This is a genomic window from Streptococcus sp. 1F3 (genome assembly GCF_054968985.1).
On the sequence record NZ_JBUEQR010000040.1, the window covers coordinates 34,335 to 56,198 of the forward strand.

The window sequence follows — 21,864 nt, forward strand, 5'->3', positions numbered from 1 at the left end:
TTGATTGTCGGAGGTTTTTTTATAATGAACGAATTTGAAGATTTGTTGAACAGTGTGAGCGAAGTTGCACCTGGTGATGTGGTAACTGCAGAAGTGTTGACAGTAGATGCTGGTCAAGCTAATGTAGCTATTTCTGGAACAGGTGTTGAAGGTGTGTTGACTCTTCGTGAGTTGACAAATGACCGTGAAGCTGACATCAACGAACTTGTTAAAGTTGGTGAAACGCTTGAATTGCTTGTCCTTCGCCAAGTAGTTGGTAAAGATACAGACACTGTTACCTATCTTGTATCTAAAAAACGTTTAGAAGCACGCAAAGCATGGGACAAACTTGTTGGACGTGAAGATGAAGTTGTTACTGTCAAAGCAACTCGTGCAGTAAAAGGTGGGCTTTCAGTTGAATTTGAAGGTTTGCGTGGATTTATCCCAGCTTCAATGATTGATACTCGCTTTACTCGTAATACTGAACGTTTCGTAGGTCAAGAATTTGATGCGAAAATCAAAGAAGTTGATCCAGCAGAAAATCGCTTCATCTTGTCACGCCGTGATGTAGTAGAAGCAGTAGTAGCTGCAGCTCGTCAAGAAGTATTTAGCAAATTGGCTGTTGGTGAAAATGTAACAGGTAAAGTTGCACGTATCACAAGTTTTGGTGCTTTTATCGATCTTGGTGGCGTAGACGGGCTTGTTCACTTGACTGAGTTGTCACATGAACGCAATGTATCTCCTAAATCAGTGGTTACTGTAGGTGAAGAAGTTGAGGTGAAAGTTCTTGCACTTGACGAAGAAGAAGGTCGTGTATCCCTTTCATTGAAAGCTACAACACCTGGGCCATGGGATGGCGTTGAGCAAAAGCTAGCAGCTGGTGATGTAATCGAAGGTAAAGTAAAACGCTTGACTGACTTTGGTGCTTTCGTAGAAGTATTGCCAGGAATTGATGGACTGGTACACATCTCACAAATTTCACACAAGCGTGTTGAAAATCCAAAGGATGCACTGACAGTTGGTCAAGATGTAACAGTTAAAGTTCTTGAAGTAAATGCCGCTGACGAGCGTGTATCCCTTTCTATCAAAGCCTTGGAAGAGCGTCCAGCTCAAGCTGAAGGTGAAGAGAAAGCTGAAAAACGTGAATCACGTCCACGTCGTCCAAAACGTCAAGAAAAACGTGATTTTGAACTTCCAGAAACCCAAACTGGATTCTCAATGGCTGATCTTTTCGGTGACATTGAATTGTAATCCATTGACTTGCCTTGAGCAAGTCTTTCTCTTGCCGTCCTTAGTGTAATGGATATCACGTAAGATTCCGGTTCTTGAGATGGGGGTTCGATTCCCTCAGGACGGATTGTCTAGTATAAAAAGCCTTGAAATCAAGGCTTTTTAACTTAGAGTCTGCATTCACAGTTTGGCACTTCTATCTAAGGGGCGTTTTTAAGTAGTCATCGTTTGTTTTTTTAGATATAGCCTGTATTTCCGCAAAAAACTACCTTGATAAGGAAAAACGATCTCTGATATAAAAGTACCTTACTTGTGAATACAGCTTCTTAGTGATGAAAGGTGGGAAATAGCATGCTACATTTTGAAAATGACTATAATAAAGGGGCGCATAAAGCGATACTGGAGGCCCTCTTTGAGAGCAACAATTAGGGTTTAGCCGGCTATGGTACAGATGAATATAGCCGTCGTGCAGTTGAGAAGATTCGCCAAGCAACCCAATGTCCGCAAGCAGAGGTCACCTTTTTGACAGGAGGTACGCAAACCAATCAAGTGGTGATTGCAGCTTTGCTGGCTTCCTATGAGGGAGTGATAGCTGCTGATACAGGCCATATAGCCGTACATGAGGCGGGTGCGATTGAGTATGTTGGGCACAAGGTTCTAACTCTACCCCACAAGGATGGAAAATTAGAAGCCAAGCTCGTCCGTCAATTCTTAGAAACCTTTTATGCGGATGCCAACCATGAGCATATGGTCTTTCCGGGTATGGTCTATCTTTCACACCCTACAGAATACGGTACTTTATACAGCAAACAGGAATTGTCTGATCTAGCAAAGGTCTGCAAGGACTATCAGATTCCCCTCTTTTTAGACGGGGCACGTTTGGGCTATGCCTTGGCTGCTCCTTCAACTGATCTTGATCTACCGACAATTGCAGAGTTGACAGATGTCTTCTATATCGGTGGAACCAAGATGGGAGCGCTTATGGGAGAAGCGGTGGTTTTTACCAAGAGTAATCAACCCAAGCATTTTACGACTATTGTGAAACAACATGGTGCCCTCCTAGCCAAGGGACGGCTCCTTGGTATTCAATTCGATCGTTTCTTTACAGATGACCTATACTTGGAATTGGGGAGACACGCCATTGAAATGGCAGGGCAATTGATTGCATTACTGGAAGAGAAAAACTATCGTTTTTATCTCAAGTCTCCTACTAACCAACAGTTTTTATTGGTGACTGATGAGGACTTAGAAAGGTTAGAAAAGGCAGGAGTTTGCTATGGTTTTTGGGAGAAGTATGACAATCGTTACACGATTATTCGCCTAGCGACCAGTTGGTCTACTAGCCAAGAAGACCTCGATGCCTTGGCTCAGATCTTGTAATAGACTATACCTAAAGCTAGCACAGCTATCATTCACTGAAACTGTAATATCTGCGTCTCTTTTATTATCTAGGAAGTGCTGGAAGACTGTCGAGGTGTTCAATGATAAAGGTAGATGAAAGCACTATAGGAGAAATGAAGGCTCTGTCTTAACAGAGTTTTTCTATGTTCTCCGCTTTTAAAATCTGGTATAATGGAAAGACAGATGAAAAGAGGGTAGAAAATGATTTATTTAGATAATGCGGCAACGACCCGTCCTTATCCTGAGGTACTGGCAAGCTATACAGAAGTTGCCAGTAAAATATGGGGAAATCCGTCGAGTCTGCATCGTCTTGGCAGTCAGGCAAGTCGTCTCTTGCAAGCTTCAAGGAAGCAAATTGCAGATTTTCTAGCTGTCATGCCCCAAGAGATTTTTTTCACCTCTGGTGGAACTGAGGGTGACAACTGGGTGATCAAGGGAGTGGCTTTTGAAAAGCTAGCCTTTGGCAAGCATATTATTGTGTCGGAAATTGAACATCCTGCGGTTAAGGAATCTGCACTTTGGCTTATGACCCAAGGATTTGATGTCGATTTTGCACCAGTTGATTCACAGGGCTTTGTAGATGTGGGAGCATTGGCAGACTTACTGCGACCAGATACAATCTTGGTATCCATTATGGCAGTCAATAATGAGATTGGCTCTATTCAGCCTATTCAGGCTATTTCTGATTTGCTAAAGGATAGACCCACAATCTCTTTTCATGTAGACGGGGTTCAGGCTCTAGGAAAAATCCCTACAGCCGACTATCTGACAGACCGTGTTGATTTTGCAACCTTTTCTAGCCATAAGTTCCATGGGGTGCGTGGTGTTGGATTTGTCTATATGAAAAATGGTAAGAAGATTACACCGCTTTTGACAGGCGGTGGTCAGGAGACTGATAAACGCTCCACAACTGAAAACCTAGCAGGCATTGTAGCAACAGCTAAGGCCCTGCGCATCACTATGGAACAGCAAGCAGAGTTTGCTGTGAAGACTGGTCAGATGAAGCAAGTCTTGCTTCAGGGATTTAGTAGGTACAAAGAAATCAGTATATTTTCAGGCGCAGATCAGTTTGCTCCCCACATTCTGACCTTCGGGCTAAGGGGCATTCGGGGTGAGGTCTTGGTTCATGCCTTTGAAGAGTATGATATCTATGTCTCAACGACTTCAGCCTGTTCCTCCAAGGCAGGAAAACCAGCAGGAACGCTCTTATCGATGGGCATTCAGCCTCAGCTAGCGACTACAGCTGTCCGTATCAGTTTGGACTTGGAAAATGATATGAGCCAGATCGAGCAGGTTCTAACAACCTTTAAGGTCATTTATGAACAAACCAAGAAAGTAAGATAGAAAGAGAAATCATGCAGTATTCAGAAATTATGATCCGCTACGGTGAGTTGTCCACCAAGGGCAAGAATCGGATGCGGTTTATCAATAAACTTAGAACGAATATCAAGGATGTCTTGTCCATTTATCCAGCAGTAAAGGTACTGGCAGATCGTGATCGGGCCCATGTGTATCTCCATGGAACAGACTATAAGCCAGTAGCAGAAAGCCTCCAACAGATTTTTGGGATTCAAAATTTTTCCCCTTCTTATAAGGTTGAAAAATCAGTTCCAGCCTTGATTGCAGCGGTGCAGGAAATCATGACGGACATTTACCAAGAGGGCATGACGTTTAAGATATCCAGCAGGCGAAGTGATCACAGTTTTGAATTGGATAGTCGTGAACTCAATCAAACTCTAGGCAATGCTGTTTTTGAAGCTCTTCCGACCGTTCAGGTCAAGATGAAGGTTCCAGATATTGAGCTTCGGGTGGAGATTCGTTCAGAGGCCGCCTATCTTTCTTATGAAACGATTCGTGGAGCAGGTGGGCTGCCTGTCGGAACCTCTGGCAAGGGGATGCTTATGCTATCTGGTGGGATTGACTCTCCAGTAGCAGGCTACTTAGCACTTAAACGTGGTGTGGATATTGAAGCCGTACATTTTGCTAGCCCTCCTTACACCAGTCCTGGTGCGCTGAAAAAGGCACAAGATTTGACAAGGAAATTGACCAAGTTTGGTGGGAATATTCAGTTTATCGAGGTTCCGTTTACAGAGATTCAAGAGGAGATTAAGGCAAAAGCACCTGAAGCCTATCTCATGACCTTGACACGACGATTTATGATGCGCATTACGGATCGTATTCGTGAAGAACGTGGAGGTCTTGTCATTATCAATGGTGAAAGTTTAGGGCAGGTAGCCAGTCAGACCTTGGAGAGCATGCAGGCGATTAACGCTGTAAGCAATACCCCGATTATCCGCCCTGTTGTAACGATGGATAAGCTAGAGATTATTGATATTGCAGAAAAAATCGATACCTTTGAGATTTCGATTCAACCCTTTGAAGATTGTTGTACGATTTTTGCACCTGACCGACCTAAAACCAATCCGAAGATTAAACATGTCGAGCAGTACGAAAAACGCCTAGACATAGATGGGCTCGTAGAACGAGCTGTTAGTGGCATCATAGTGACAGAAATGACCCCTCAAGAAGAGCCAGACGAAGTAGATGAGTGGGTGAGCAATTTGTTGTAATACTCCATAAAAATCAAAAGTAGACTAGCTTTCATAATTCAGAATTGTGAAAGGTTGGAAATGAGAGTAGCACCGCTCATTTCCTTATAATCGAAGCCGAAGGTAGAACGAGCCTTCACCAAGGCAAGTTGACGAAGGATTCTTTTGATTTTTAAAGAGGATAAGAAGCTGTAGTGGGGTAGGGAATCCCCCTAACGATGAGTAGCTACGATTTATGATGCTAGACGTCTGGATCATTTCTCTTATAAGGTGTAGCAGAACAAGAAAACAGGCAAAGACTGGGGAATAGTCCTCAGTACTTTCTTACCTTAGTCTCCTAGAGAGTTTGAAAGGTTTGGCAGTACGACCAAGTCATGATATAATGAGCTATTACTATTTTGGAGGTTTTTCATGCTGAAAGCAATGGAAGTATATTTAATAACAGATGGAAATGGGTTAGAAGCTCTGGAATTTTACCAAGAGGCTCTTGGAGCAAGAGTTGAGCAGGTGAACTTATTCAAAGATTTTTTACCAGATTGCCCGGTAGAATTGGAAAACTATGTGATGAATGCCCAGCTTTACCTAAATGGTCAACGCTTTATGCTCTCAGATAATCATCCTGATATGCCTTATACAATGGGCAACAATTTGACCGTTGCTCTGATTACAGATGACGCTGAAACAGCACAAGATGTATACCGTAAACTTTGTGTTGATGCAAGAGCCATTACCATGGAACTTCAGGCAGTACCGTGGTCTCCAGCCTATGGTAGTATGACAGACAAATTTGGCATTTCTTGGCAGATCAATGCAGAAGTTGACGGCTATGGTCAAGAATAGGATGCAGACCAAGCATAATCCGAACCTTCCCAAAACTCTAGACATATTCTTTTGAAGGTAAATACTTGTCAAATTTGAATAAGAGTGATAGAATAAGAATGTTGACTATGCACAGCCTGTGCAACCGCTCGATCATCGTTTAAGAGGTTCGTCCCACGATGCTAGGCGAGTCTTCACAAAAAATCGGGAGAAGTCCCAGAGTATCATAGGAGGTGCATAATGAGCACATACGCAATCATTAAAACTGGCGGAAAACAAGTTAAAGTTGAAGTTGGTCAAGCAATCTACGTTGAAAAATTGAACGTTGAAGCTGGTCAAGACGTTACATTTAGCGAAGTTGTTCTTGTTGGTGGTGAAAAGACTGTTGTCGGAACTCCACTTGTAGCAGGTGCTACTGTTGTTGGAACTGTTGAAAAACAAGGAAAACAAAGGAAAGTTGTTACTTTCAAATACAAACCTAAAAAAGGTAGCCACCGTAAACAAGGTCATCGTCAACCTTATACAAAAGTTGTTATCAATGCTATCAACGCTTAATGCTCATTTAGCGGTATAACACTCATCACAGAATATTGGAGGAATAACATTATGTTAAACTTGAATCTTGCTAACTTGCAACTATTCGCCCACAAAAAAGGTGGAGGTTCAACGTCAAACGGTCGTGATTCCCAAGCAAAACGCCTTGGAGCAAAAGCGGCTGATGGTCAAACTGTATCAGGTGGTTCTATTCTTTACCGCCAACGTGGTACAAAAATCTATCCAGGAGCTAACGTAGGTCGTGGAGGAGATGATACGCTTTATGCGAAAGTAGAAGGTGTAGTACGTTTCGAACGTAAAGGACGCGATAAAAAACAAGTATCTGTTTACCCTATTGCGAAATAATACCTTAAAAATGTAGGGGGAGCTTACCGATTGGTAAGTTCCCTTTTTCGCTACCGCAATACAACTGTATTCATGTGTTTCTACTATAATCTTTTTCCCCAGCTCTTATACTCAATAAACATCAAAAGTAGACTAGCTTTCACAATTAAGAATTGTGAAAGGTTGGAAATGAGAGTAGCACCGCTCATTTCCTTATAATCGAAGCCCAAGGTAGAACGAGCCTTCACCAAGGCAAGTTGACGAAGGATCCTTTTGATTTTTAAAGAATATGAGTTTTCTTGGTGGGAACTAGCTAGGCCTTGGGCTGGTTTCTCCTGTAGATTATGGTATAATAAAGAAGATTTTACAAAGGAAGTGGCAGAATGAATATTCAACAATTACGCTATGTTGTGGCGATTGCAAATAGTGGAACCTTTCGAGAAGCGGCAGAGAAAATGTTTGTGTCGCAACCGAGTTTGTCCATCTCTGTACGCGATTTGGAAAAAGAGCTAGGATTTAAGATTTTTAGTCGTACTAGTTCAGGAACTTTCTTGACGAGGCGGGGGATGGAATTTTATGATAAGGCTCAAAGTTTGGTAAAGGGATTTGATAGTTTTGAACATCTCTATTTGCAGGCAGATGATGGAGAAGTAGAATTTTCGATTTCTAGCCAGCACTATGATTTTTTACCCCCCCTCATCACCGAATTTTCGCAGCAATTTCCAGACTATCCCAAGTTTCGTTTGTTTGAATCAACTACCGTACAGATTCTAGATGAAGTGGCCCAAGGTCATAGCGAGTTGGGAATTATTTACCTCAACAACCGTAATACCAAGGGAATTATGCAAAAATTGGAAAAATTACGCTTGGAAGTGGTGGATCTGATTCCTTTCCAAACTCATATTTATATCCGAAAAGGTCACCCCTTAGCAAAAAAATCTGTGATTGAATTAGCAGACTTGGCGGGCTTGCCAACGGTGCGCTTTACGCAGGAAAAAGACGAGTATCTCTATTATTCTGAGAATTTCTTTGATACCTCAGATTCGTCAGTAACTTTTGATGTCACAGATCGGGCAACCTTGAATGGGATTTTGGAGCGGACAGATGCCTATGCGACAGGCTCTGGTTTCTTAGATGGTGAAAGTGTACATGGGATTACGGTTGTTCCCTTCAAGGAAGGAAAAGGAAACCGCATGGTCTATGTTAAGCGGGAGGATATGGAGTTGAGCCAGTGTGCCCAAGATTTTATCCAGGTGATGGAGGCTTATTTTGCCAAAAAGAAAGGATAGTATGAGAAAAGTTGGATTTTTACTAGAAATAGTTGGTTTGATTGCCTTGGATCAATGGGTCAAGGCTTGGACAGTGGCGAATATAGCCCTGAATGAACAAAGGGCTTTTATTCCCAAGCTGGTCAATTTGTATTACCTGCGTAATTATGGTGCTGCCTATTCGATTCTCCAGAATCAACAAGTTTTTTTTACGATTGTGACCTTGCTTGTGCTGACAGTTGCAATCTGGTACTTTATCAAGCATATTAGGGGCAGTTTATGGCTTTTATCTAGTTTATCGCTTGTGATAGCTGGGGGAATGGGCAATTTCATCGATCGCATTCGTCTAGGTTACGTTGTCGATATGTTCCATCTTGATTTTATTGATTTTCCTGTCTTTAATGTCGCAGACATGTGCCTGACAGTTGGGGTAGTCGTCTTATTTATCTATAGTATGAAAGAAGAGAAAAATGGAAGTAAGAGTTGAAATAGGTGGGATTCGTCTAGACAAGGCATTGGCTGACGCAACTTCCCTATCGCGTTCGGTAGCAAATGAGCAGATAAAGGCTGGATTAGTCCTTGTCAATGGGCAAGTAAAAAAAGCCAAATATACAGTTCAGGCTGGAGATTGTATCCAATATGAGATTCCAGAGATTGAAGAAGTCCATTATGTGGCAGAGGAGCTTCCACTTGACATTATCTATGAGGATGCAGATGTGGCAGTGGTCAATAAACCGCAGGGAATGGTGGTCCATCCTTCTGCGGGACACCCATCAGGGACCTTGGTCAATGCTCTGTTGTATCATATCAAAGACTTGTCTGGTATCAATGGTCTTATGCGACCTGGAATTGTCCATCGGATTGATAAGGATACCTCAGGCTTATTGATGGTGGCGAAACATGATGAAGCCCACCAGAAGTTAGCAGAAGAATTAAAAGCCAAGAAATCTTTACGGAAGTACCTTGCGATTGTCCATGGTAATCTGCCGAATGACCGCGGGGTGATTGAAGCACCGATCGGGCGTTCCGAAAAGGATCGCAAGAAGCAGGCGGTAACTGCCAAGGGGAAGGAAGCTCTGACCCGTTTTCAGGTTTTGGAACGCTTCGGAGAGTATACCTTGGTGGAATTAACCCTTGAAACAGGGCGGACACATCAGATTCGTGTCCATATGGCTTACATCGGTCACCCAATAGCTGGTGATGAAGTGTATGGGCCACGCAAGACCTTAAAAGGCAAGGGGCAGTTTTTACATGCTCAGACACTCGGTTTTACCCACCCACGGACTGGTGAGGTTTTGGTTTTTACGGCGGAAGTACCAGCTATTTTCCGTGAAACCCTCGAAAAACTCCAAAAGGCCTAGCTTGCTCAATTTGCACTAGCATGGTATACTAACTAAGTAAAAAAGAAGGGAGATATTATGGAAACGTTACCAAATTGTCCAAAATGTCAATCAGAATATGTCTATGAAGATGGGGTCTTACTCATCTGTCCAGAATGTGCCTACGAATGGAACCCAGCAGAAGTGGTTGAAGAAGATGGAGTAGTTGCGATTGATGCCAATGGGAATCGCTTGGCAGATGGTGATACAGTAACGCTGATCAAAGATTTGAAAGTTAAGGGAGCACCTAAAGACCTCAAGCAAGGTACGCGTGTGAAAAACATTCGGATCGTGGAGGGAGATCACAACATTGACTGTAAGATTGACGGTTTTGGTGCGATGAAGTTAAAATCAGAATTTGTGAAGAAAATCTAAGAACCTGTATCACAAGTCCAGTGCTTTTATAGAAGAGATTGTTTTTCGCTCATCGAGGTTGTTCTTTGAGGAAATACGGACTGTATGTTGAAAAAAATGAACGATGACTAGCTAAAAAACGAGTCTTAGATAGAAGTGCTGAACTGTGAATATCGGTTCTATACTCATTTCGTTTACCTTTTATTACTTCGACGATTGTGGAAACTCCGTTTCCCTATTTCCAACTTCCAATCATCTTCTAGATGATTGGAATTCGCTTTGCCGTACTCTACGATTGTTACTGACTATCGTCAGTATGATTTCCAACCTTCAACAGTCATTAGACTGTTGAAGCAGCCTGTAGTTCGTTGCCTAGTACTAAAAGTAAACTAATACTCTTTAAAAATCAAAAGGACCTTCGTCAACTTGCCTTGGTGAAGACTCGTTCTACCTTCGGCTTCGATTATAAGGAAATGAGCGATGCGACTCTCATTTCCAAGCTTTCACAATTCTTAATTGTGAAAACTAGTCTACTTTTGATTTTTATTGAGTATAAACAACTATAATAGGTCTATTTCTAGAAGAATTGGGAGTAAGTGTCTTAAGAGCCTTATCTCCCTCTTCTTATTTGAGGAGGAATACATTGAAGTTTCAAAGTACTTGTTTTTATTCACGCTGTTTGCTAGCAGCTTTAGCCATTATCGGAACGACGCTTGAGATTTTTAAGTATGGGATTGGGATGTTGCTCTACTATACTGTTCAGTCTAATCTCTTAGTAGCTCTCTTTTCGACCTATATGGTCTATCTCATGTACCAGAAGAAAGACGTACAAGGTCAGGATTTTCTGCGCTTGAAGGCAGGGGTCACGATGTCGATTATGATTACCTGTATTATTTATCATGTTATGCTAGCGCCTCTTGCGACAGATTTTTGGCGGGTGGAAAATCTTCTCTGCCACTATATCGTGCCTCTCTATTTTCTTGTGGATACCCTATTTGTAGACAGGCAGAAGCAATACAGATGGTTTGATCCAATCTGGTGGACAGTTCTGCCTGTTGCCTACCTAGTCTTTGCACTAATCAATGGCTTGCTGATTAAATTGCCAATTCCTGATGCCAAAGATAGCCCCTTTGCCTATTTTTTCTTAAATGTACCAAAATATGGTTGGCGCTATGTCCTCACCTATGCAACAACAATTTTTATGGCCTATTTACTTGCAGGCTATGGTCTTTTATTGATCAAATCAATTGCAGTGCCAGCTGTATTGAAAAATAGAAAGACTGTTTAACGATTCTGCTCCCATCTTTAAAATCCCTATTTCTAACATAAGAAGTGGTTTTTTCTGACATTATTATGTTAGAATATACAGGTTTATAGAATGTTTTTGTATAAAAATGCAGACAAAACTTCCTTTTTATGATAAAATACTGGAACAGACATGGAAAATAAACCTGGTCTGCTACATACCAAAAACATTGTGAGGTAGGATTTTATGAAGAAGACAAGTAAAGTATTTTCACTAGCGGCAGTGACTCTTCTGTCAGTATCCGTGTTGGCTGCATGTGGAGCTTCTAAGGGTTCATCATCAGCTGAAGAAAGCAATTTGAGCTTTCCAGGAGAAGTGACAAATGATGGTTCTGCGATTAAGGGTGGTCAGTTTAAGTATGCGATTGTCGCAGCTTCTTCATCAACTGGCTTATTGATTGATGAGTTGACGGATAATGTTGTGGATTCAACTTTCGGAGTATTGGTTGATGTGGGAATGTTTGGTTATGATGGTGACCGCAAACTGGATGACTCGGGTCTCGCTACCGTTGACTTTGATTTGAAAGAGAAAAAGTTAACGGTTAGCCTAAATGGTAAGGATTACAAGTGGTCAGATGGGGAGCCATTTACCATTGATGATTACATCTTTACTATTGAAAAAATGGCGGACAAGGGCTATACAGGTGTGCGTTTCGATAATAGCTTTAAAAACATCATCGGTATGGAGGAGTTTGTAGCAGGCCATGCAGATAGTATTTCAGGGATTGAAAAAATAGATGATTATACGGTCGTTCTAAACGTGAAAGAAATGACCCCGTCTATGATGTATGCCGGTGGAGATGTTCCATCTTATGTAACACCTAAGCACATCTTTAAGGATATTCCAGTAGCAGATTGGGAAAAGAGTGAGTATGCGCGTGCGACCTCCAAATTTGTCGGTCTAGGACCTTTCAAAGTGAAGGAAACGGTCAGTGGTGAGTCTGTGACCTTTATTCCAAATGAATACTATTTTGATGGAAAAGTGAAGTTGGATAGCTTAAAGATGGACATTGTCTCTCCTGATACCATTGTTTCAGAGATGAAAGCTGGTCACTATGACTATGCTGAAATGCCAACGGATCAGTTGGATAGTTTTAAAGGTGCATCTAATCTTACCATACTTGGTACGATTGATTCTAGCTATGAATACTTGTCCTTTAACCTAGGAAAATATGACAAGGATGCAGGAAAGAATGTCATGAATCCTGATGCCAAAATGAATGATATCAATTTGCGTCAAGCGATGGGCTATGCTCTTGATACCAAGACTGCAGGTGACAAATTGTACAACGGCTTGTATCACCCAGCAAACTCTCTGATTATTTCATTCTTTGGTGATTTACATGATACTGGCTTGAAAGGCTACACTTACGATCCAGATAAGTCAAAAGCCTTGCTAGATGAAGCAGGCTATAAGGATGTGGACGGAGATGGTATCCGTGAAGATAAAAACGGTAAACCATTCAAGATTACCCTTGCGGCTCGTAAACGTACAGAAGCTAATGAAGCCCTTATTCAACAATATCAAGCATGGTGGAAAGAAGTCGGCTTACATGTCGAACTCTACACAGGCCGTACCATGGAGTTGAACTCTTTCTATGATACAATTGCAGCAAATGATGCTAATATTGACGCTTATCTAGCAGGTTGGTCAACTGGATACGATCCAAATCCGACAGGCCTATGGGGACCAGAAGCACAGTTTAACTACTCACGCTATGTATCAGATGAAAATACCAAGTTACTCAAGGCGCTTCGTTCAGAAGAGTCCTTTGATGAGAAGAAAAATCTTGAAAACTATAAGAAATGGCAAGAAAATGCTGAGAAAGAGGCATTTGCTATTCCATTGTTTGAATCTGAAAAGCTGATTGCCATTAACAACCGTGTCAAATACTTTGATACCCAATATGGTTCAGCCTCTAAGGCAAGATGGAACAAGGTTGAGTTGACTGCAGAAACAGGAGCAGCTGACAAACAATAGAGAAATAAAGGATTGGGCAAGTGTCCCAGTCCTTTATTAGGTTTTTGGGAGAAAGGACGAGTAGAGAATGCCCTAAAGTTTGAGGTTTTCACGGGCTTGGTATACTCATTTAGTTTAACTTTTATTACTTCAACGATTGCGGAAACTCCGTTTCCTTATTTCCAACCTTGCCCACTTCGCTCTCAAATTTCTAGGCTCAGGCTGAAACAGTCCGCCGAACTGTTTCACTCTTCCAGATGATTGGAATTCACTTTGCCGTACTCTACGATTGTTACTGACTATCGTCAGTATGATTTCCAACCTTCAACAGTCATTAGACTGTTGAAGCAGCCTGCAGCTCCTTGCCTAGTACTAAAAGTAAACGAAACAACTATATCTTTGGTTAATTGAGTTCGGACTAAAAATGGTAGAAAAAAGATAAAAAATGAATAAGATACAATAACTTGTTTTATTGGCGGTAGCTAGCTGACTATTCCCTGCATTTCATTTGTGACTAGCCTAGCTATCTTCGCCGGGGTCTCACAACGAAGTTGCAAGCAACTTCTGTTTTCTGTTCGGCCGCCTATTTTTCTTTCCATTTTCTTAACGTCCTCACATCTTATTTTTAAAATGAAAGTATCATAATGCAATTATTACGAGAGAATAAAGTATTTTTCTTAGGTTTTTATAGTAGCACCTTGAAAAATAGGGTATAATGATAATAGATAAGCAGATACAGATAAGGGGAGTAGCCCAATAGGTGGAGGTTGGAAGATGAAAAAGAAAGCACCCATTTTACTAATCATTTTAGGAGGGCTTGTGATGGTATTTGGCATCCATCATCAAAGACAAAAAGCTGCGGAAGAAGAACAGAATCGAACCTACGAAGTGAGTTTGGTCAAAGCCTTAAAAAATTCATATGAAGGAATTACAGAGATTAAATTGAGTAATCCTCGTTATACTATGAAGCCAAGGACATGGTCGTGCAATGTTACAATATTATTCGCTAATCAAGAAGAAGTTTCTTACGGAATAAATCATGATTTAGAAAATACAGTCAATTATGGAGGGGTCATGAATGGTGATACAGATGTTCAAATTAATAAACAGTGGGAAAAACTTCATAGACATAAGGGAGTGACAAATACTAAGATTGGGGTCTCATATTCTAATGGAGAGAAGGAAATTCAATGAATGATTTTGTTTATACCGATAGAGAACTAAATTATTTGAATAGAGGTAAATATGTATATAGTGTCAATCCATATTTTTTAGGTTTTTATAGCAATCCCTCGAAAAATAGGGTATGATAATAGATAAGCAAATACAGATATGGGGAGTAGTCCAATAGGTGGAGGTTGGAAGATGAAAAAGAAAGTCGTCCTTTTACTGATGATTTTAGGAGGGATTGTGATGGTATTTGGCATCCATCATCAAAGACAAAAAGCTACGGAAGAAGAGCGAAATCGAACCTATGAAGTGAGTTTGGTTAAGGCTTTGAAAAATACGTATCAAGATTTAGAGGAGATCACAATTATTCGTTCAGGTTTTGAAGAATCTAAACCAGGTGGTTGGTATGCACAAATACGTATTATTTTTGATGATGGAACAAATATAGAATATGGTATCGGTCATAATATTAGTTATAAAGTAAATGGTTCAGTGATAGCTTCTCAAGCTGTATCAAAGCAATTAAGAACATATTTAGGAAAGACGGAAAGGAAAATTAGGGTTACGTATTCAGATGGAGAGGAGATCTTTGAGTAATGGTATTTAATTACACCGATCAGCAGTTGAATGATTTTAACTGGGGGAAGAATGTTTATAGTGTTAATGCAGAGTATGTTAATCGCCATCAAGATACTATAGCGCCTCCTAAATTAGTAGTTGCAAAAGATGATAAAGATTTATTACCTAACGAGCTTAATATCTTAACAACCCCAGACAATCAACAATTCAAAGTCATCAAAACCCATTCGGACCCCCTGACAGGTTTTGATGGTATGGCAGTCGCGCCAATCGTGGACGGAGAGCCTGACTATAGTAGTGTGGCAGTCATTGCAGCAGCTACAGATATTCAATTTTCTTACGCCCTCGTATCTTAATCACGACAAACGCACGAAGAAAACTTAGTTTTCAGATAACGGCTTTTCATAACAAAGTTATATTTTTATCATGAAATTTTGTGATAATGTAGGAGAAAACGAGGATAAATCAATGCAAGCGTGTAAATGTCGTGAAAATATTTTGAAAAAATGCATGTAGCTAGAAAACAGTTACATGCATTTTCTTCATGCGTATGGCGTGTATCTTAATTGGTAATAGTTGTCTTTTTAGAAAAATTCTGTTATACTGGTGGAAATAAATCCTTTAAGGACTGTTCTGTGAAACAGGCAAGGAGTATCAGCTAAAACAGGTGATGTGATAGTTTCGTGAATGGAGTGATGGAGAGAGGGCTTGTGGATTACAGGCTAACTTGCCACTTGGTAAGGTAAAGTCTCGTCATTTCAGACCTTAGGGACTATTTCTGAATCGATTGTCTGGAATCTCCTTGTGTCAGGGAGATTTTTTTGTGCCATTAGGCGAGAAAGGGGTTAGTCATGAAAACCAAGGAAATCGTTGATGAGATGACCATGAAACGGGCAATTACGCGGATTACGTATGAGATTATTGAGCGCAATAAAAATTTAGACAATATTGTCTTGGCGGGAATTAAGACCCGAGGTGTCTATATCGCAAAGCGTATCCAAGAGCGCTTGAAGCAATTAGAGGGGATTGAAGTTCCACTCGGAGAACTCGATACGAAGCCTTTCCGTGACGATATAAAAGTAGAAGAAGATACAACTTTAATGACCGCTGATGTGAATGATCGGGATGTTATCTTGATTGATGATGTGCTTTATACAGGTCGAACCATTCGTGCGGCGATTGATAATATCGTCTCTCTCGGTCGTCCTGCGAGGGTCAGCCTAGCAGTTTTGGTCGATAGGGGGCATCGTGAGTTGCCAATTAGAGCAGACTATGTTGGTAAAAATATTCCTACAAGTCGGACGGAGGAAATCATTGTGCATATGGTCGAATCAGACGGTAAGGATTCCGTTTTGTTATTCGATAGCAATGAGGCAAAATAAGAGGTAGGTTTGAGATGCCAATCATTGATGAAAAAGTGTCACTTCAGCATGTAGTGACCATGGAAAGTTTATCCAATGAAGAAGTGCTAGGCTTAATTGAGCGAGGTCTGGCATTTAAAAGAGGAGAGGCAGCTGCTATTTCTCAAAGAGCCTATGTGTCGAATCTCTTCTTTGAGGACTCAACACGGACTCACAAGTCATTTGAAATGGCTGAGTTGCGTCTGGGTCTCCAGATGATTGATTTTGATGCGAAGACCAGCTCGGTCAATAAAGGGGAGACCTTATACGATACGATTTTGACCATGAGTGCCTTGGGAGTGGATATCTGTGTCATTCGCCATTCAGAAGTGGATTACTATAAAGAGCTAATCGCTAGCCCGACGATTACAGCTTCTATTGTAAATGGGGGCGACGGGTCGGGTCAGCACCCTAGCCAGTCCCTCTTGGACTTGATGACCATTTACGAGGAGTTTGGGCGTTTTGAGGGCTTGAAGATTGTAATTGCGGGTGATTTAACCCATTCACGTGTAGCGAAGTCTAATATGCAGATCTTAAAACGCTTGGGAGCAAGTTTATTCTTTGCAGGTCCTAGTGAGTGGTATGCAGCAGAATTTGATGCCTATGGTCAGCATGTATCTTTAGATGAAATCATCGACCAGGTAGATGTCCTGATGCTCTTGCGTGTTCAGCATGAGCGTCATAATGGCAATAAGAGTTTTTCCAAGGAGGAATACAATTGCCTGCATGGGTTGACCCAGAAACGCTATGCTCAAATGAAGGATACAGCGATCATCATGCATCCAGCTCCAGTCAATCGTGATGTGGAAATTGCAGATCATTTAGTAGAGGCTCCCAAATCACGGATAGTCCAGCAGATGCAAAATGGGGTTTTTGTTCGCATGGCTATTTTGGAAGCTGTTTTACATGCGAGAGCCAATAAATAAGACGTTAACAAGCTCCAGAGAGAGCAGACGAGGAAGGAAACAATGGCAAAAAGATTGTTAATTTTAGAAGATGGAACGATTTTCGAAGGCGAAGCCTTTGGAGCAGATATTGCAGTGACAGGTGAGATTGTCTTTAATACAGGAATGACAGGCTACCAAGAATCCATCACTGACCAGTCCTACAATGGACAAATTCTGACCTTTACCTATCCTTTGGTAGGAAATTATGGGGTTAACCGTGATGACTACGAGTCTATTACACCAACCTGTAAGGGAGTGGTCGTTCGTGAATGGGCTCGTCGAGCTAGTAATTGGCGCAATCAGTTGACCTTAGATGAATTCTTAAAGGCTAAGAAAATCCCTGGGATTTCAGGAATTGACACGCGCGCCCTTACCAAGATTATCCGCAAGCATGGGACCATGCGAGCAACCTTGGCAGATGAGGGGGATTCAGTTGAACATTTATTGGATCAATTGCGGGCTACTGTCCTACCAACCAATAACATTTCTCAAGTTTCTACTAAGACAGCCTATCCTGCACCAGGGATTGGGCGTAATATCGTCTTAGTTGACTTCGGTCTCAAACATTCTATTTTACGGGAACTTTCAAAACGGGGCTGTAATATTACAGTAGTACCATTTGATACAACTGCCGAGGAAATTTTAGATTTGGCACCAGATGGTGTCATGCTTTCGAATGGTCCTGGGGATCCAGATGATGTACCAGAGGCACTTGAGATGATTCGCAGTATTCAAGGAAAAATCCCGATTTTCGGAATCTGTATGGGACATCAGTTGCTGGCGAAGGCAAATGGGGCCAGCACCTATAAGATGAAATTTGGTCATCGAGGTTTCAACCATGCAGTTCGGGAAATTGCAACAGGCCGTGTGGATTTTACTTCACAAAACCACGGTTTTGCCGTATCGCGTGAGAATTTACCAGACTGCCTGATGATTACTCATGAAGAAATCAATGACAAATCGGTCGAAGGAGTTCGCCATCGCAACCAACCAGCCTTTTCTGTCCAATTCCACCCCGATGCGGCACCGGGTCCACATGATGCCAGCTACTTATTTGACGATTTCATGGAATTGATAGATGCCTTTCAAGCAGGGACCTACAAGCGTTAAGAACCTGTATTAGGATCAGGGATTGGAATCAAGGAAGTCGTTTGTTTGAAAGAATGTAGGTTACAGATGAAAAATGAACGAAAGCAGTAGCAAACAAACCTAGACCAGAAGTCTAGAATTGAGAGTATAGGTCAAAGAAAAGAAGTATTTAATGGCAGCCTGAGAGCTGACAAATAGAAAGGAGAAGATACAAGTTCGACTTAGCATGTCGCCTTAGACAGGATTGCAGGTGCTGAATCGAACACGCCTACGAGAGTGCGTAAAAAGATAAAGTTCCACTAGACGCTATGTGTCTGCTATGGCTTTCCTATTTTCGCTTGTCTCGTTTGGTAGCATTTGTATCATAGAGTATGCCAAAACGTAGTGATATTAAGAAAATTATGGTGATTGGGTCTGGACCCATTATTATTGGTCAAGCAGCGGAGTTTGATTATGCAGGGACCCAGGCTTGCCTTGCTTTGAAAGAAGAAGGCTATAGTGTCGTCTTGGTCAATTCCAATCCGGCGACCATTATGACGGATAAGGAGATTGCTGATAAGGTTTACATTGAGCCGATTACCTTTGAATTTGTCTCTCGTATCTTGCGCAAGGAGCGTCCTGATGCCCTCTTACCGACCCTAGGTGGTCAGACAGGTCTGAATATGGCAATGGAATTGTCTAAAGCTGGTATCCTAGATGAGCTAGGTGTTGAATTACTAGGGACAAAATTATCTGCCATTGATCAGGCAGAAGACCGTGATTTGTTCAAGCAGTTGATGGAAGACTTGGGGCAACCCATTCCCGAATCTGAGATTGTCAATACCATTGAAGAAGCGATTAGCTTTGCGGCTAAAATTGGTTATCCTGTCATTGTTCGTCCTGCCTTTACCCTTGGAGGGACTGGGGGCGGTATGTGTGCCAATGAGGAAGAACTCCGGGAAATTGCAGAAAATGGTCTGAAGTTATCTCCTGTGACCCAGTGCTTGATCGAACGCTCCATTGCGGGCTTTAAGGAAATCGAGTACGAAGTCATGCGCGATAGCGCAGACAACGCTCTTGTTGTATGTAATATGGAGAACTTTGACCCTGTGGGTATTCATACGGGAGATTCGATTGTATTTGCCCCAACGCAGACCCTATCGGATATTGAAAACCAAATGTTGCGGGACGCTAGCTTGAGTATTATCCGTGCCCTTAAGATTGAGGGAGGCTGTAATGTACAGTTAGCACTTGATCCACACAGTTTTAAATATTATGTCATTGAGGTCAATCCACGGGTATCTCGATCCTCAGCTCTTGCTTCAAAAGCGACGGGTTATCCGATTGCCAAACTAGCAGCCAAGATTGCAGTCGGCTTGACACTGGACGAAATGATTAACCCTGTGACAGGATCGACCTATGCCATGTTTGAGCCAGCGCTGGACTATGTAGTTGCTAAAATCCCGCGCTTCCCATTTGATAAATTTGAAAAAGGTGAGCGTCGTTTGGGGACCCAGATGAAAGCGACAGGAGAGGTCATGGCGATTGGGCGTACCATTGAAGAAAGTCTGTTGAAGGCTTGTCGTTCGCTTGAAATCGGTGTCTACCATAATGAAATGAAAGACTTGGTGAAGACGACAGACGATGTCCTCATTGAAAAAATTGTCAAGGCTCAAGATGACCGCCTCTTCTACGTATCAGAGGCACTTCGCCGTGGGTTCACAGTAGAAGAAATTGCCAATCTGACTAAAATTGATGTCTTTTTCTTGGATAAATTGCTTCATATTATTGAATTAGAAGCAGCGTTAGGAGCGAATGTTGGAGATGTGTCTGTTTTAAAGACTGCCAAGCAAAATGGTTTTGCGGATCGTAAGATTGCGGAATTGTGGCAACAAACGGCAGACCAAGTTCGCCAGTTCCGTTTGGAAAATGGGATTGTTCCAGTCTATAAAATGGTTGATACCTGTGCAGCTGAGTTTGAAAGTGCGACACCCTACTTTTATTCAACCTATGAGTGGGAAAATGAGTCAATCCGATCTGACAGAGAGTCCGTCCTTGTCTTGGGATCGGGTCCTATCCGGATTGGGCAGGGGGTTGAGTTTGACTATGCGACGGTCCACTCTGTGAAAGCCATTCAGGCAGCAGGCTATGAAGCCATCATCATGAACTCAAACCCAGAGACAGTATCGACCGACTTCTCTGTATCAGACAAGCTCTATTTTGAACCCTTGACGTTTGAAGATGTGATGAATGTGATTGAGCTAGAGCAGCCGATTGGTGTCATTGTTCAATTTGGAGGACAAACTGCTATTAACTTGGCAGAGCCCTTGTCGAAAGCAGGAGTAAGGATTATCGGTACCCAAGTTGCAGACCTGGATCGGGCAGAAGATCGTGATTTGTTTGAAAAAGCCTTGAAAGATTTGGGGATTCCACAACCTCCAGGGCAGACGGCAACCAACGAGGAAGAAGCGATTGATGCAGCCCGTAAGATTGGCTTTCCTGTCCTTGTAAGACCTTCTTATGTTCTCGGTGGACGGGCGATGGAAATCGTTGAAAATGAAACCGACTTACGTAGCTATATGCAGACAGCAGTAAAAGCAAGCCCTGAACATCCTGTTCTGGTGGATTCTTACATTGTGGGGCGTGAGTGTGAGGTTGATGCCATTTCTGACGGGAAAGATGTCCTCATTCCAGGAATTATGGAGCATATTGAACGTGCAGGTGTCCATTCTGGAGATTCTATGGCAGTTTATCCTCCCCAGACCCTATCAAAAGAAATACAAGCGACCATTGCAGATTATACCAAGCGTTTAGCAATAGGGCTTAATTGTATTGGAATGATGAATATTCAGTTTGTCATCAAAGATGATACCGTGTATGTCATTGAGGTCAATCCACGGGCTAGCCGTACAGTCCCTTTCTTATCGAAAGTGACAGATATCCCAATGGCGCAGGTAGCGACCAAACTGATCTTGGGTCAAACCTTGGCAGCATTAGGCTACCAAGATGGCTTATATCCAGAATCGGCTAATGTCCACGTAAAAGCACCGGTCTTCTCTTTCACCAAACTAGCCAAGGTTGATAGCCTCTTAGGTCCTGAGATGAAATCGACCGGTGAAGTGATGGGGACAGATCGAACTCTTGAAAAAGCCCTTTACAAGGCTTTTGAAGCTAGCCATTTCCATTTGGAAGAATTTGGAAATGTGGTCTTTACAATTGCAGATGAGACCAAGGAAGAAGCGCTTGGACTTGCGAAGCGATTTGAAGCAATTGGCTACAGTATTTTTGCAACAGAAGGGACGAGTGATTTCTTCAAGGCAAACGGAGTAGAATCTATTGCTGTTAATAAATTAGGGGAAGGTGAAGGCAACGATATTCCGGCTCTTGTTCGCAAGGGTCAGGTACAGGCTATTATCAATACAGTAGGAACCAAGCGTGTTGCAGAAGGGGACGGACAAATTATCCGCAGTTCTGCCATTGAAACAGGGACTCCCCTCTTTACAGCTCTTGATACAGCAGAAGCAATGCTACAAGTATTAGAGAGTCGAACCTTTACAACGAATGTTATTTAGGTTAT

19 protein-coding genes, 1 tRNA gene, 1 pseudogene and 1 other annotated feature are annotated in these 21,864 nt (G+C 42.0%); all 21 genes and pseudogenes read left to right on the plus strand.

The features are described from left to right. Positions 1 to 24 precede the first annotated feature (24 nt). The 21 genes and pseudogenes from rpsA to carB all read left to right on the plus strand — a co-directional run bounded on the left by rpsA (position 25) and on the right by carB (position 21,859). Entirely contained in the window at positions 25 to 1,230 is a 1,206-nt protein-coding gene (gene rpsA / locus ACVPON_RS03870) for a 30S ribosomal protein S1 (protein WP_462876358.1), read from the plus strand. Positions 1,231 to 1,264: 34 nt separating this feature from the next. Beyond that, positions 1,265 to 1,336: transfer RNA gene (locus ACVPON_RS03875), tRNA-Arg, on the plus strand. A gap of 224 nt (positions 1,337 to 1,560) precedes the next feature. Continuing rightward, a pseudogene (locus ACVPON_RS03880) lies at positions 1,561 to 2,589 on the plus strand (threonine aldolase family protein). A 222-nt stretch (positions 2,590 to 2,811) separates the two neighbouring features. Next, the gene (locus tag ACVPON_RS03885) at positions 2,812 to 3,954 is read left to right on the plus strand and encodes a cysteine desulfurase family protein (protein WP_462876360.1); all 1,143 of its coding nucleotides are present in this window, start codon (positions 2,812 to 2,814) and stop codon (positions 3,952 to 3,954) included. A gap of 11 nt (positions 3,955 to 3,965) precedes the next feature. After that, entirely contained in the window at positions 3,966 to 5,180 is a 1,215-nt protein-coding gene (thiI, locus tag ACVPON_RS03890) for a tRNA uracil 4-sulfurtransferase ThiI (RefSeq protein WP_462876362.1), read from the plus strand. A gap of 390 nt (positions 5,181 to 5,570) precedes the next feature. Continuing rightward, the gene (locus ACVPON_RS03895) at positions 5,571 to 5,999 is read left to right on the plus strand and encodes a VOC family protein (protein ID WP_462876364.1); all 429 of its coding nucleotides are present in this window, start codon (positions 5,571 to 5,573) and stop codon (positions 5,997 to 5,999) included. A 112-nt stretch (positions 6,000 to 6,111) separates the two neighbouring features. Beyond that, positions 6,112 to 6,182: a sequence feature (ribosomal protein L21 leader region), on the plus strand. 36 nt (positions 6,183 to 6,218) lie between these two features. Beyond that, a complete protein-coding gene (gene rplU, locus ACVPON_RS03900) occupies positions 6,219 to 6,533 on the plus strand; it encodes a 50S ribosomal protein L21 (protein ID WP_462876366.1) in 315 nt (104 codons plus the stop codon). Positions 6,534 to 6,584: 51 nt separating this feature from the next. Beyond that, complete coding sequence (gene rpmA / locus ACVPON_RS03905; RefSeq protein WP_067089616.1) at positions 6,585 to 6,878, plus strand: 50S ribosomal protein L27; 294 nt, start codon at positions 6,585 to 6,587, stop codon at positions 6,876 to 6,878. A 362-nt stretch (positions 6,879 to 7,240) separates the two neighbouring features. Then, entirely contained in the window at positions 7,241 to 8,146 is a 906-nt protein-coding gene (locus ACVPON_RS03910; RefSeq protein ID WP_462876369.1) for a LysR family transcriptional regulator, read from the plus strand. 1 nt (position 8,147) lies between these two features. After that, a complete protein-coding gene (gene lspA, locus ACVPON_RS03915; protein ID WP_462876370.1) occupies positions 8,148 to 8,612 on the plus strand; it encodes a signal peptidase II in 465 nt (154 codons plus the stop codon). Beyond that, positions 8,596 to 9,486, plus strand: a complete 891-nt coding sequence (locus ACVPON_RS03920) for an RluA family pseudouridine synthase (protein WP_462876372.1) — start codon at positions 8,596 to 8,598, stop codon at positions 9,484 to 9,486. The genes lspA and ACVPON_RS03920 overlap by 17 nt, the downstream gene beginning before the upstream one ends. 57 nt (positions 9,487 to 9,543) lie before the next feature. Beyond that, positions 9,544 to 9,879, plus strand: coding sequence for a zinc ribbon domain-containing protein YjdM (locus tag ACVPON_RS03925; protein WP_462876374.1), 336 nt, complete (start codon positions 9,544 to 9,546; stop codon positions 9,877 to 9,879). A gap of 622 nt (positions 9,880 to 10,501) precedes the next feature. Beyond that, positions 10,502 to 11,146: a Pr6Pr family membrane protein gene (locus ACVPON_RS03930; protein ID WP_462876376.1), complete on the plus strand. Its 645-nt coding sequence runs from the start codon at positions 10,502 to 10,504 to the stop codon at positions 11,144 to 11,146. Between the two features lie 204 nt (positions 11,147 to 11,350). After that, positions 11,351 to 13,144 (plus strand): oligopeptide ABC transporter substrate-binding protein, encoded by a 1,794-nt coding sequence (locus ACVPON_RS03935; protein ID WP_462876378.1) that lies wholly within the window; start codon positions 11,351 to 11,353, stop codon positions 13,142 to 13,144. A gap of 753 nt (positions 13,145 to 13,897) precedes the next feature. Further along, on the plus strand, positions 13,898 to 14,317 hold the full coding sequence (locus tag ACVPON_RS03940) for a hypothetical protein (protein ID WP_462876380.1): 420 nt from the start codon (positions 13,898 to 13,900) through the stop codon (positions 14,315 to 14,317). 171 nt (positions 14,318 to 14,488) lie between these two features. Further along, a complete protein-coding gene (locus ACVPON_RS03945) occupies positions 14,489 to 14,890 on the plus strand; it encodes a hypothetical protein (RefSeq protein WP_462876382.1) in 402 nt (133 codons plus the stop codon). Continuing rightward, the gene (locus tag ACVPON_RS03950; RefSeq protein ID WP_462876383.1) at positions 14,890 to 15,228 is read left to right on the plus strand and encodes a hypothetical protein; all 339 of its coding nucleotides are present in this window, start codon (positions 14,890 to 14,892) and stop codon (positions 15,226 to 15,228) included. The genes ACVPON_RS03945 and ACVPON_RS03950 overlap by 1 nt, the downstream gene beginning before the upstream one ends. 495 nt (positions 15,229 to 15,723) lie before the next feature. After that, the gene (pyrR, locus tag ACVPON_RS03955; protein WP_462876385.1) at positions 15,724 to 16,254 is read left to right on the plus strand and encodes a bifunctional pyr operon transcriptional regulator/uracil phosphoribosyltransferase PyrR; all 531 of its coding nucleotides are present in this window, start codon (positions 15,724 to 15,726) and stop codon (positions 16,252 to 16,254) included. Positions 16,255 to 16,268: 14 nt separating this feature from the next. Further along, positions 16,269 to 17,198 (plus strand): aspartate carbamoyltransferase catalytic subunit, encoded by a 930-nt coding sequence (locus tag ACVPON_RS03960; protein ID WP_462876387.1) that lies wholly within the window; start codon positions 16,269 to 16,271, stop codon positions 17,196 to 17,198. Between the two features lie 42 nt (positions 17,199 to 17,240). Further along, a complete protein-coding gene (locus ACVPON_RS03965; RefSeq protein WP_462876389.1) occupies positions 17,241 to 18,329 on the plus strand; it encodes a carbamoyl phosphate synthase small subunit in 1,089 nt (362 codons plus the stop codon). 350 nt (positions 18,330 to 18,679) lie between these two features. After that, entirely contained in the window at positions 18,680 to 21,859 is a 3,180-nt protein-coding gene (gene carB, locus ACVPON_RS03970; protein ID WP_462876391.1) for a carbamoyl-phosphate synthase large subunit, read from the plus strand. Positions 21,860 to 21,864 lie beyond the last annotated feature (5 nt).

Coding starts and splice junctions, on each gene's coding strand:
- rpsA (WP_462876358.1), top strand. CDS start 25: ATGAACGAATTTGAAGATTTGTTGAACAGTGTGAGCGAAGTTGCACCT.
- ACVPON_RS03945 (WP_462876382.1), top strand. CDS start 14,489: ATGAAAAAGAAAGTCGTCCTTTTACTGATGATTTTAGGAGGGATTGTG.
- thiI (WP_462876362.1), top strand. CDS start 3,966: ATGCAGTATTCAGAAATTATGATCCGCTACGGTGAGTTGTCCACCAAG.
- ACVPON_RS03920 (WP_462876372.1), top strand. CDS start 8,596: ATGGAAGTAAGAGTTGAAATAGGTGGGATTCGTCTAGACAAGGCATTG.
- rplU (WP_462876366.1), top strand. CDS start 6,219: ATGAGCACATACGCAATCATTAAAACTGGCGGAAAACAAGTTAAAGTT.
- carB (WP_462876391.1), top strand. CDS start 18,680: ATGCCAAAACGTAGTGATATTAAGAAAATTATGGTGATTGGGTCTGGA.
- lspA (WP_462876370.1), top strand. CDS start 8,148: ATGAGAAAAGTTGGATTTTTACTAGAAATAGTTGGTTTGATTGCCTTG.
- ACVPON_RS03885 (WP_462876360.1), top strand. CDS start 2,812: ATGATTTATTTAGATAATGCGGCAACGACCCGTCCTTATCCTGAGGTA.
- pyrR (WP_462876385.1), top strand. CDS start 15,724: ATGAAAACCAAGGAAATCGTTGATGAGATGACCATGAAACGGGCAATT.
- ACVPON_RS03925 (WP_462876374.1), top strand. CDS start 9,544: ATGGAAACGTTACCAAATTGTCCAAAATGTCAATCAGAATATGTCTAT.
- ACVPON_RS03965 (WP_462876389.1), top strand. CDS start 17,241: ATGGCAAAAAGATTGTTAATTTTAGAAGATGGAACGATTTTCGAAGGC.
- ACVPON_RS03910 (WP_462876369.1), top strand. CDS start 7,241: ATGAATATTCAACAATTACGCTATGTTGTGGCGATTGCAAATAGTGGA.
- ACVPON_RS03950 (WP_462876383.1), top strand. CDS start 14,890: ATGGTATTTAATTACACCGATCAGCAGTTGAATGATTTTAACTGGGGG.
- ACVPON_RS03935 (WP_462876378.1), top strand. CDS start 11,351: ATGAAGAAGACAAGTAAAGTATTTTCACTAGCGGCAGTGACTCTTCTG.
- ACVPON_RS03895 (WP_462876364.1), top strand. CDS start 5,571: ATGCTGAAAGCAATGGAAGTATATTTAATAACAGATGGAAATGGGTTA.
- ACVPON_RS03960 (WP_462876387.1), top strand. CDS start 16,269: ATGCCAATCATTGATGAAAAAGTGTCACTTCAGCATGTAGTGACCATG.
- rpmA (WP_067089616.1), top strand. CDS start 6,585: ATGTTAAACTTGAATCTTGCTAACTTGCAACTATTCGCCCACAAAAAA.
- ACVPON_RS03940 (WP_462876380.1), top strand. CDS start 13,898: ATGAAAAAGAAAGCACCCATTTTACTAATCATTTTAGGAGGGCTTGTG.